Origin of the sequence: Variovorax paradoxus (genome assembly GCF_024734665.1) — a bacterium.
Lineage (GTDB): Bacteria > Pseudomonadota > Gammaproteobacteria > Burkholderiales > Burkholderiaceae_C > Variovorax.
The window spans coordinates 2,251,241-2,263,147 of record NZ_CP102931.1; the positions used below are offsets into that span (position 1 = coordinate 2,251,241).

The 11,907-nt window shown below is 64.0% G+C and carries 7 protein-coding genes; 6 read left to right on the forward strand and 1 reads right to left on the reverse strand.

Translation table 11 applies throughout. From position 1 onward, the window contains the following. Window positions 1-12: 12 nt before the first annotated feature. Window positions 13-2,187, forward strand: a complete 2,175-nt coding sequence (locus tag NWF24_RS10570; protein WP_258354121.1) for a LamG-like jellyroll fold domain-containing protein — start codon at window positions 13-15, stop codon at window positions 2,185-2,187. A 25-nt stretch (window positions 2,188-2,212) separates the two neighbouring features. Here NWF24_RS10570 and NWF24_RS10575 read toward each other — a convergent pair whose 3' ends face one another. Continuing rightward, window positions 2,213-2,443 carry a hypothetical protein gene (locus tag NWF24_RS10575; protein WP_375338447.1) on the reverse strand — a complete coding sequence of 77 codons (231 nt, stop codon included), beginning with the start codon at window positions 2,441-2,443 and terminating at the stop codon, window positions 2,213-2,215. Between the two features lie 339 nt (window positions 2,444-2,782). Here NWF24_RS10575 and NWF24_RS10580 point away from each other — a divergent pair, with 339 nt between their 5' ends. The 5 genes from NWF24_RS10580 (at window position 2,783) to NWF24_RS10600 (ending at window position 11,898) form a co-directional block, all read left to right on the forward strand. Next, window positions 2,783-5,779: a type VI secretion system Vgr family protein gene (locus NWF24_RS10580; RefSeq protein ID WP_258354122.1), complete on the forward strand. Its 2,997-nt coding sequence runs from the start codon at window positions 2,783-2,785 to the stop codon at window positions 5,777-5,779. Window positions 5,780-5,840: 61 nt separating this feature from the next. Then, on the forward strand, window positions 5,841-10,673 hold the full coding sequence (locus tag NWF24_RS10585; protein ID WP_258354123.1) for an RHS repeat-associated core domain-containing protein: 4,833 nt from the start codon (window positions 5,841-5,843) through the stop codon (window positions 10,671-10,673). 28 nt (window positions 10,674-10,701) lie between these two features. Then, window positions 10,702-11,034 (forward strand): hypothetical protein, encoded by a 333-nt coding sequence (locus NWF24_RS10590; protein WP_258354124.1) that lies wholly within the window; start codon window positions 10,702-10,704, stop codon window positions 11,032-11,034. An 87-nt stretch (window positions 11,035-11,121) separates the two neighbouring features. Beyond that, window positions 11,122-11,376, forward strand: a complete 255-nt coding sequence (locus NWF24_RS10595; RefSeq protein WP_258354125.1) for a hypothetical protein — start codon at window positions 11,122-11,124, stop codon at window positions 11,374-11,376. 27 nt (window positions 11,377-11,403) lie between these two features. Continuing rightward, on the forward strand, window positions 11,404-11,898 hold the full coding sequence (locus tag NWF24_RS10600) for a pentapeptide repeat-containing protein (RefSeq protein ID WP_258354126.1): 495 nt from the start codon (window positions 11,404-11,406) through the stop codon (window positions 11,896-11,898). Window positions 11,899-11,907 lie beyond the last annotated feature (9 nt).

Sequence of the window (11,907 nt, forward strand, 5' to 3'; positions counted from 1 at the left end):
TCCTCCTTTTCCATGTCCGTTTCCGACGACCCGCGCGGCGCCCGCACGCCGCGCATTGCTTCGCCTGCCGAATCGAATGATTCCGAACAGAACAACAACACGCCGCCGCGCCGCCAGGTGCTCAAGCTCGGCGCATCGCTGCTGACCGTTGGCGGCAGCAGCGCCTTGCTCGCGGCCTGCGGCGGTGGTAGCGGCGGTTCACCCGCCTTGGGCCCGCTGCCGGCGCCTGCACCCGCCCCGGCATCGGCGCCGCCGCCCGCTCCGCCGGCCGTCGCAGCCAAGATCTCAAGCTTCGCGCTCGCCGTGATGCCCGACACGCAGTTCTATGCACGCTATGCCACTGCCGAGGAGAGCGATCAGTACGACAAGCGCTTCGGCAGCGCACCCTTCGCTGCCCAGACGAAGTGGATCGCCGCCAATGCCAAGGCGCTGAACATTCCCTTCGCCATCCACCTTGGCGACGTGGTCGACCAGGTCGGCAAGCCCGATCAGTGGAAGGTGGCCGATGCCGCGATGAAGGTGCTCGAAGACGCGAAGCTGCCCTACAGCGTGCTCGCCGGCAACCATGACGTGATGAAAGACATCGACTACAGCATTGACCCCGTCGGCGGCACCGATGCCAGCCGTACTCCCGCCAACGAGCCCTACATCCAGTGGTTCGGCGCGGAGCGTGCGAAGCAGCAGGCCACCTTCGGCGCGCGCGACCCCAGCGGTTTCCACGAGTACCACGTGTTCGAGGCGCAGGGCCAGAAGTTCATGGTGCTGTCGCTGTCATGGCGTATCTCCGACGCAGGCATCGCCTGGGCCCGCCAGGTGATTGCGAAGAACCCGACGTTGCCCGTCATCCTGGTGAACCACCAGTTGCTCAACATCGCGCCCGACGGCACCAGCCCGCTCGAGACCGACTACGGCAAGATGCTCTGGGAGAAGCTGATCCGCGACAACGACCAGATCTTCATGACGCTCAACGGCCATCACCATGGCGCGGCGCATCTCACGAAGGTCAACGACTTCGGCCGCAAGGTCGAGGAGATGGTTGTCGACTATCAGATGGCCTATCAGGGCGGCAACGGCCTGATGCGCCTGTACGAATTCGACCTGACCAACAAGAAGATCAAGGTGCTGTCGTTCTCCCCGTGGGTGCCGCAGAAGCCGGCAGCCACGCTCAACAGCTTCGATCAGGCCGTGCTCACCACGCCCAATGAGGCTTTCGTCATCGACATGGATTTCGCGCAGCGCTTCGCGGGCTTCAACAAGAGCTTCGGCACCGGCAGCGCCACCATCGACAGTTCGCTGGTGGACAAGGCTCGCGCGATGATTCTCGCCAACTACAAGGATCCGGCCACGGTCGAACAGCGGCCCGCCGCGAACTCGGATGACTACCCCAAGGTGGCGAACACGCTGGCGCATTGGCGCTTCTTTGGCGGCACAGTCAATCAGCCGGTGCTGCCGGGCACTGTTGTGGCCGACGTCACGGGCAACAACCCGCTGCATCGCGACGCACTGAATCAGGGTGGCGTGGTAGGTGCTGCCGACGGCGACATCGTGTGGACGGATGACCGCCACTACCTTTCCGCCGCACCTGGTTCGGTGCGCTTCCTGAACACCAATAAGAACACGCCGCGTCTGAGCTATTTCCTCACCGACACGACTGCGCCGATCAACGCGCAGACGCTGGAAAGCGGCTACACCATCGAAGCCTTCATCAAGATCGACAAGAGCTGGACCAGCAGCAACCAAGCGTGGATGAACATCATGACGCGCGACGGCCGTCGCGGTGACCTCGCGGGCTATTCGGGCGGCGACCCGGAATCACCGCCCATGCTGTTCGCCATTTCGAGCCTGCGCGAAGTGCAGTGGGAAGTGGTGCCGAGCCCGGCTGGTACTCGCGAGCCGAAGGCCAACTGGTCGGGCGAGGTCATTGCGGACCGCTGGGTGCACGTCGCGATCGTCAACGACCCGGTTTCGCACGACACCACGATGTACGTCGAAGGCGCGCCAGTGCTGCGCAACGCCGCGGCCATCCCCGGGCTGGCCACGCTCTCGGCCACATCGCCATGGGTGGTGGGCGGCGGCTCATGGGACGGTGCCCGTGCTGACGGCTTCTTCGGCAACATCGGCGAAGTCCGCGTCGTTGCGGCGGCATTGACGCCAACGCAGTGGCTCACGGCACGCAAGCCGGCCTGAGCCCCCTTGGCACGGAAAGGCCGGCTTACTTCTTCTTGCCGGCCTTTCCCGCCTTCGCTGCTGTCTTCGCGGGACCCTTGCCGTTCCCCTTCTCGAAGATCGCAAAGTACTCCGAAGCCAGTTTGCGCAACGACCGCCCGATGTTCGGGTAGTCGTATTCATCGAGGTTGGCCAGCGATACGCGCCCTGACGCGTGCTTGCCGCCAAAGCCCTGGCTTGGCAGCGGCCTTGTCACCGCATAGCCAAAGGCGAGCACCAGAAATAGCGCAATTCGGGCTCGCTTTTCAGTCTTCCGACCAGTGCTCACTCGTCACGGGCCGAGCCTTCTCCGGCATGGCAATTGATTCGGACCAGTAATTCATCACGCATTGCCCCTCTGCGTGACTTCCTGCACTGGCAGTGGCAGGGGGGCGAACTTTATGCTGATTTAATTGGCCATCTATTTTTCGCATCGCTTCTTACGATAAATCAACATTTAAAATAATTGTCAGAATGTGCAGCGGGAGGTGGGCATGAAGCTCATTGCTAAAACAATATTCTTATTTTCTAAGTCTTTATTAATTAATTGGGGCTACAGGACTGACGGGGCGTTGCAATGACGCGCCGAGTAACGATCCAGACGCCCGCAGGCGATGCGTTGCAATTCCGCCAGCTGGTAGGCCGTGAAGCGCTGAGCCAGCTGTACGCCTTCGACATCGAACTGCTGGGCAACAGCAACAACATCGACCCCAAGACCCTGCTGGGCAAGGCCACCACCGTATCGGTGGAAACCGAAGGCGGCGTGCGCTACCTGGGCGGTATTGCCACCCGCTTCGGGCTGGAGCAAGAAGACGCGCGGCACTCCTTCTACCGGATGCGCCTGCGGCCCTGGCTGTGGCTGGCCACGCGGCGCAGCGACTTCCGCATCTTCCAGGGCAAGAGCGTGCCCGACATCGTGATGGAAGTGCTCGGCAGTTACGGCTACCCCATCGAAAAGAAGCTCACGCGCGGCGACTACCGGCAGTGGGACTACTGCGTGCAGTACCACGAGAGCGACTTCGACTTCATCTCGCGCCTGTGCGAGCTCGAAGGCATCTACTACCACTTCAGGCACGAGGCGTCGCAGCACGTGCTCGTGTTCGCCGACGACATCGCCCACTCGCACAGCCCGCTGCCCGGCGGGGAAGAGGTGCGCTACCACCCGCTGGAGAAGTCCGGCATGGGCCAGCGCGAACGCATCTACGCATGGGAGATCGCCGAAGAAGTGCGCTCGGGCCATCACTACAACGACGACTACGACTTCCAGAAGCCCAGGGCCGAACTGTCGCACCTGCGCCAGATGCCGCCCGGGCACGACCACGACGCCTACGAACAGTACGAATGGCCCGGCGGCTTCGTGCAGCACGGCGACGGCGAGACCTACGCGCGCATCCGCAACGAAGAACAACTGAGCCAGCGCAGCCGCGTCACCGGCCGCGCCAACCTGCGTGAATTGGCAACCGGCCACACCCTGCGCCTGACCGGCCACCCCAAGGCCGACCAGAACCAGCAGTACCTGCTAGTGGGCGTGAGCTACCACCTGCAGGAGAACCTGCAGGCCAGCGAGGGTGCAGAAGGCACAGACGGCTCCGTGCAGCGCTTCGCCTTCGACGCGCAGCCCACCAGCTACGCCTGGCGCCCGCAGCGCACCACGGTCAAGCCGCGCACCCGCGGGCCGCAAACCGCGCTGGTGGTGGGCCCGCAGGGCGAGCAGATCTGGACCGACCAGTACGGACGCATCAAGGTGCAGTTCCAGTGGGACCGCATCGGGCAGGAGAACGAACACTCCAGTTGCTGGGTGCGCGTGTCCACCGCGTGGGCAGGGGCCACCTTCGGCATGACCTCCGTGCCGCGCATCGGCATGGAGGTGATCGTCGACTTTCTGAACGGCGACCCCGACTACCCGATCGTCACGGGCTGCGTGCACAACGCCGACACCATGCCGGCATGGCAGTTGCCCGAGCAGAAGCACCTGTCGGGCATCAGAAGCCGCGAGCTGGGTGGTGGGCGCAGCAACCACATCGTGCTCGACGACACCCAAGGCAAGATCCAGGCGCAGCTGCGCAGCGATCACCAATCCAGCCAGTTGAGCGTGGGGCACATCGGGCGCATCGAGGACACGGCGGGGCGCAAGGACGCCCGGGGGCAGGGGTTCGAGCTGCGCACCGACGGGCATGGGGTGATGCGTGCGGGCAAGGGGCTGCTGGTCACCACCGAAGCGCGCGCGAACGCGCAGGCGCACATCACCGACATGAGCGAGACGGTGGGCCGTCTCACTCAGGCGCGTGATCTGCATGAAGGCCTGAGCGGAGTGGCACAAGGTGCGCAGGCCCACGAGGCTGGCGACCAAGACGAGGTCACTGCGAACCTCAAGGAGCAGAACGATGCCATCAAGGGACGGGGCGGCAATCGCGAGCAGGGCGACTTCCCGGAGTTCCAGGAATCGCACCTGACGCTGGCCAGCGCCAAGGGCCTGCAAACTGTTGCGCAGGGCTCGACCCACATCGTGAGCAATGAGCACAGCGCGCTCACCAGCGGTGGACATACGAGCGTGAGCGCGGGCAAGAGCCTGCTGGTGAGCGTGCAGAGCGCGATCCGCATGTTCGCCTCCAAGGCCGGCATGCGGCTCGTGGCGGCAGGTGCAGACATCGACATCAAGGCACTGAAGGACAGCGTCAACGTGCTGGCCAAGCTCAACATCACGCAGACCGCCAACAAGATCACCATCCACGCGAAGGAAGAGGTGGTGATCAACGGCGGCTCGAGCTACAGCCGCTGGAGTTCGGGCGGGATCGAGCACGGCACTTCCGGCATCTGGCGCGAGCATGCATCGGTACACAGCCTCGTCGGGCCCGCCAACGAGGGCAAGCCTGCGCTGCCCAATCCGCCGCAGGTGCCGAAGGGGCAGCTCGACCTGTACCACCAGTACATCAAGCCGACTGGCGAAAAGCGCCAGGGCGTGGCGCAGGGCGACTTCACCGTGGTCGATTCGGAAGGCGGCACGCACGCCGGCAACTTCGACCGCAACGGGTTCGCGACTGTCTCGGGCCTGCCCATCGGCACTGCCAAGGTCACATTCGGCAAGGACCCCCGCGACCCGTGGGAGGAGGGAAGCTACTTCGGCACGCCCAAGGACTGGAAGGCAAAGGGTGCGACGGGCGCAGGCGCCGAGGGGGCCGGCGGCGCTGTATCAGGGCTTTCAGGCTTGACCAGTGGCTTTGCGGGCATGGCCGGCTCGGCAGGCGGTGCCGCGGGCGCGCTCGCTGGTGTAGCGGGCATGGGCAGCAAGGCCGCGAGCACGCTGGGCCAGGTAACCCAGGCGGCCGGTGTCGCGCAGCAGGCTGTGGGTGCAGCGCAGGCCATCCAGCAAGGGGGCGCCAAGGCGCTGCTCGGCCAGGCGAGCCAGGCCGCAACCGGCATGGCGATCCAGGCGGCCGGCGCCAAGCTGGGGCCGATGGGTGCGCCGATCACCGGCGTGATGAGCGGCATGGCTTCGGGTGGCATGAAGCCGGGCATTGCAACAGCTGCCGCCAACCCCGCACTGACAGGTCGAACACCCGGCTTCATGGGCTGACCCGCCGCGGCGCGCCGCACTCCACCAACCCAACGCACAAGCTCGAAGAGAACAAGAAAAAATGGCAGGACCGGAAGCAGCGCCGCCGCCGCAGGCGACGGAGCGCGAACCCCAGACGGCGGTTGCGCCACTGAACACCATCGTCACGGAAGACATCGCCGCCGCGAGCAAGGCGGTGGACGATTGGTTGCGTTCGTTCAGTGGCGGCTACGTTACGCTGGAGCGGTTGACGATGGTGCTGGGGAGCATCCCTATCGTCGGCAACATCATGGCGCTGGTGGATGTGTTCCTGGACATCATCAACATCGTCGAGAAGAAGGCCAAGGACGGCATCGACGCTTTCCTGAACTGGGTCAGCCTGGGCATCAACCTGATCGGGTTGATCCCGTTGCCGCCGAGCATGGCGGCCGCGCGCATGAGCCTGCGGCCCACGCTGCATCTGGTGAGGCAGGAGCTGAAGGCGGCCGCCTCGAACCTGGGCGAAGCCATCGTCACGACGCTGGTAGGACACCTGAACGCGACCATCGTCGGCGAGCTGGAGGTCTTCATCGACGGTGCCATCGCCAAGCTCGCAGACATGCTGCAAGGCTGTGCCAAGCTGAGCGACAGCATCGTGGACAACCTGGTCGACATCCTGCAGCGGGTGCTGGGCCAGAAGGACATGTTCACGGTCAGTACGCCCGTCGTGGCGGAAACCAGCGTGCACGACCCGAAGACCCAGAGCACGTGGAACCGGTTGTGGGGCAGTGCCGTCAAGTACACGAAGCAGTCGGCCAACTACGCCGCCAAGGTGGCTGCCAACCGCTTGCCCGAGAGCGTGGCGGGGCAGGTCAATGGCGTGATCGGGAGCCTGCTGGACTTCAAGAAGACCTTTCGCAACCAGCTCGTGCGTCTGGCCGACAAGGAGGCGCAGGCCAGCATCATGTGGCTGCTGCACAAGCTGCTGGCCGCCATCCAGCGCAAGAAGGGGCAGCGTGGCGCGATCGTCTCGCCGAACGCCGGCGCGGTGGCCCAGAAGGACAAGCCGGGCGACCAGCTCGGGCACATCGGCAAGCAGGCGGATGGCCAGAAGGACGCAGGTTGCAAGAATTGCCCGGCGCCTGTTGCGCTCGGCAAGTCGATCAGCCTGGTCACTGGCTGCGAGAGCTTTACCCACACGGACTTCGTGCTCGCGGCGCCGTTGCCGATCGAATGGGCGCGCACCTACCGCAGCCAGCTCGAAGCCTACGACCGCGGCACCCTGGGCGCGCGCTGGCTCACGCCCTACAGCACGCGCGTGGACCTGATGACGCCAGCCAGGGGCGAGCGCAAGGGCCAACCGAGTCTTGTCTATCACGCAGCCGACGGCCGCAGCCACGCCTACCCCTTGCTGGCCGTGGGCCAGGTCTATCGCGATCCCATCGAAGAGGTGACCGTCTCGCGTTTGAGCGAGTCGTTGCTGACGCTGGACTTCGGCAAGCCACTGCCTTTGGGTGAGCAGGGCAACTGGCGTGAGATCTACGAGCTTGTCGAAGGCCGGTCGCACTATCGGCTTGTGACGCTGCAAGCCAGGGACGGCGCCTCCATCGGCCTGCGCTATGACCATGTGATCTCGGACACGGGCGAGCAGGTGCTGAGCGACATCATCAGCAGGCAAGGCGAAGCCATCATGGCGCACGTGGGCACGCAGCCCGATGCGCGCACGGGCCTGATCAAGTCGCTGTGGGAGTTGAAGGACGGCCAGGTCGTGCGCCAGCTTGCCGCCTACACGCACGATGCAGAACGCGATCTCGTGTCCGCGCATGACGAGAACGGCGCCAGCTGGAGCTATGGCTACAGCCATCACCTCGTGACCCGCTACACCGATCGCACCGGCCGCGGCATGAACCTCGAGTACAACGGCACCGGCGCCGATGCCAAGGCGGTGCGCGAGTGGTCCGACGATGGCAGCTTTGCGCTGAAGTTCGAGTGGGACAAAAACATCCGCCTGACCTACGTGACCGATGCCCTGGGCGGCGAGACATGGTTCTACTACGACATCCTGGGCTACACCTACCGCATCATCCATCCCGACAAGCTGCAGGAATGGTTCTTCCGCGATGACGCCAAGAACGTCACCCGTCATGTGCATACAGACGGCAGCACAGACGACTACGCCTACGACGTCGCCGGCAACCTGCAAATGCACACGCGGGCCGATGGCAGCCGTGTTCATTTCGAATACGACCGGCTGAATCGCCTGACGGGCCTGCGCGACGCTGAAGGCAGCATCTGGAAGCGCGACTACGACGCGCAGGGCCATCTCACCGAAGAGATCGACCCGTTGGGTCACAAGACCGAGTACGCCTACGACAAGGCTGGCCGACCGGCGTGCATCACCGATGCCAAGGGCGGTTCGAAGCAACTGACGTACACCCCGGCCGGCCAGCTCGCCAGCTACACCGACTGCTCGGGAAAGACCAGCCGGTGGGAGTACGACAGTCGCGGGCGGCTGACCAAAACCATCGATGCGGCAGGGCAGGCCACCCGATATCGCTACACCCCCGAAGGCGAGGCCGCTGCAAGGAACGATGGCAATCATCCAGGGCAACTCGAAGAAATCTCGCTGCCCGACCAGACCCGCGAGCAATTCGCGCATGACGCCGAAGGTCGCTTGCTCGCCCACGCCGATGCGCTGGGCCGCCGTACCCGCTACAGCTACAACCGCGCCGGGCTCGTGGCCGGCCGCACCGACGCCGCGGGCCAGACGCTGCAATACCACTGGGATCTGCTGGGGCGCCTGACCGAACTGCGCAACGAAAACGGCAGCCGCTACAACTTCAGCTACGACCCGGCGGGGAGACTGCTGGAGGAAACCGGCTTCGACAGGCAACGCAGGCAGTACCTCTACGAGGAATCCACCGGCGCGCTGGTGCAAGTCGTCGAGGCGCAGGCGCACACGACAGGGTTTCGTTTCGATCCGATGGGGCGCCTCGTCGAGCGCGATGCGGGCGAGGGGCAGGTCGAGACCTTTGCCTTCGATCTCAACGGCATGTTGATCGAAGCGGCCAATCCCGACGCAAGGTTGCAGTGGTTCTACGACCCCGCTGGGAACCTGACGCGCGAGCACCAGCACCATCTGGCCAGTTCGCAGACGGCAGTCTGGCAGCACCGCTACGACGAACTCAACCAGCGCATTGCGACCATTCGCCCCGACGGCCATGTCACGCAATGGCTGACCTACGGTTCGGGCCATGTGCATGGTCTGCTTGTCGATGGACAGGACATCCTGGGCTTCGAACGCGATGATCTTCATCGGGAGATCGGCCGAACGCAGGGCAATGGCCTGAGCCAGCGCCTGCGGTACGACCCTGCCGGCAGGCTGCTGGAGCAGCAGATATCGCATGCGAAGCCGGACACCGCCGGCACACTGAGCCTTCGCCGGAGCTATGGCTACGACAAGGCCGGTCAGCTGACCGCCATTGGAGACAGCCGGCGCGGCAACCTGAACTACAGGTATGACCCCGTGGGCCGCCTGCTCGAAGCCAACAGCCGCCTGGGCCGCGAGACCTTTGCATTCGACCCAGCCGGCAACATCGCCGACGCCGCACGCGGCGATGCGCCGCAAGGCCTGCGCGCAGTTAGCAAGCTGTTGGACAACCTGCTGAAGGAATACGCGGGCACCACCTACCGCTACGACAAGCGCGGCAACCTGATCGAGCGCGTCAAGAACGGGAAGAAAACGGTCTTCGAGTGGAACGGCTTCAACCGCATGACCGCGGCCACAAGCGAAGAGGGCTCCACCATCTTCAGCTATGACCCTGTGGGGCGACGCATCGCCAAGCGCTCACGCGAAGCCATGACGCTGTTCGGCTGGGACGGCGACACGCTGGCCTTCGAGAGCACGCAGAGCATGGCCGGCGAGAGCGAGCGGCAGGGACGGGGCTGGAGCGTCCACTACATCCACGAGCCGGATTCGTTCGTGCCGCTGGTGCAGATCAGGCAAGCGCGAGCCGTCGCGCTGAGCTCGACCACGGACCTGAAAACGCTGATGGATGCCAATGGCGGGGAGTACGACATCGAGCAGGACCCGCTGTGGAACGGCGAGCAACTGCCGAGGCCGGGTGCCTTCGCGAAGGAGGAGATTGCTTTCTACCAGTGCGATCACCTCGGCACGCCCCAGGAGCTGACGGATCATGAAGGCCAGGTTGCCTGGTCTGCGCAGTACAAGGCCTGGGGCGAGGCAAGAGAGGCCATCAGCGAAGCAGGAAGACGGGCCGGCTTTGCCAACCCGATCCGTTTCCAGGGGCAGTACCTGGACGATGAGACCGGGCTGCATTACAACAGGCATCGTTACTACGATCCGCAGGCTGGCAGATTCATCAGCAGCGATCCGTTGGGCTTGGGCGGCGGTCTTAACACCCATGCATACGCGCCCAATCCCGTGGCGTGGGTCGATCCGTTGGGTTTGCAAGCGGCGCCTGCCAAATGCAAGACCGCCAAGGGAGGTCGCTTCGCCACAGCGGACGGCGCGGCCAAGGCGGCGATGATGCGCTACAACGACAAGTCCATTCGAGACAACGTGGAGTACGGCGGCCTGGTCTACAAGACGCCGGATGGCAAATACGACTTCACAAAGGCGACCAGGGGCGAGAAGGACACCGTCAACCCCTGGGGGCCGACGGCCAAGAGCATTCCGAAGTGCGCCCAGGAAGTGGGCTACTGGCACACCCATGGGGATCACTCGGATCAATACGGGAATCGCACAACCCGGGCCAAGGACTACTACGGAAGCAACAACTTCTCTCCCGAAGACAAGGACGCCGCCAAAGCAGGAATGCAACATGATCATCCGGACTATCGAGGCTACGTCGGCACGCCAAGCGACGGTTACAAGGGCTACAACCCGAAGGCGAATCAAACCTACAGGCTTTAAGGGCCTGATCATTGCGTTGGGAATCTTCATGAACTTCAATGCCTCTGCCGCACCGATCTTCGAAGTCGAGTCGCCGGATCAGCTGCTGCTCAATACATCTGTGGTCGTTGCGTTGGGCAACGCGTACAAGCTGTTCGAGAAGACCGGGCAGGACCTGAACAACTTCAACGTTCACATCGCCGAGAGGAAAAAGGAAAACGGCGAAGACGAGAACGGAGTCAACACCATCGGCATTGCGTTCACCGCCAAGCTGCCTCCGGGGCAGAAGGGGCTTGGCAACGCCAGCAAGCTGGGGCGGTCGATTACGTACATCGCCTCCAAAACCACGGGCGAAATACTCCGGGAGCAAGGAAGCCGGTAATGACGCCCGGCACCGGGTCTGGCTCGAAAGACGTTGCGCCTGCCTGGACTCGGTGCTTTCAATTGTGCAGAGGGAGGAAGAATGAGAATGAACGAAACCATCGAAGTTGATGGTCTGGCGGCGCAGGCGATTGCGGCAGCCTGTGAAGATGCAAGGTCTTCAGGCCTGCAGCTCGAAAACTACAAGCTCGTCCTGGCCGAAGAATCCGACGACTACAGCGCGTCGTGGGTGGCGAAGGGCAAGCCGCAAGGCCATCGGGGCGCCTTGCCGGGCCTGCCCGAACCCAGCCTGCTGATCGAGAAGCGCGCTGGCCGGATCCTCCGGAAGCAGCTCTCGCGTTGAGTCGACGGCGTCATCCAAGGATTCGACATGTCTTCTCAAATCATCATCCTCGCCCACGACATGTGGCGCAAAGGCGCGGGCGGTGCGCCCGCCGGGCTCGTGGGCCAGGCCGACAGCTTCGCTTATGCAGGGCTCGACCTGGGGCTCGCCCAGTTCGCCGCAACGACCTTCACGGGCACCAGCTTCACGGCCACCAGCTTCAAGCAGGCGGGCTGGAGTGCCTGCCAGTTCACGGGGTGCAGCTTCACGCAGTGCGACTTCGGCGGCATTTCGATCACCGGGTGCACTTTCATCAACTGCAACTTCACACGCGCCAACTTCGACGGAAGCAGCATCAGCACCAGCACCTTCACGCAGTGCCAGTGGGACGACATCAGCTTCGCGGGCGGCCACTGGAACGACGTCGGAGTGCTGAACTGCGGCGGCACCGTGGTGCATGCGCAAGGGTTGCAGGGGCGCAGCGTGGACTTCACAGGCAGCACATTCGAACAGCTCGAGTTTCAAAACGCCAACATCAATTGAGCCCTGGCG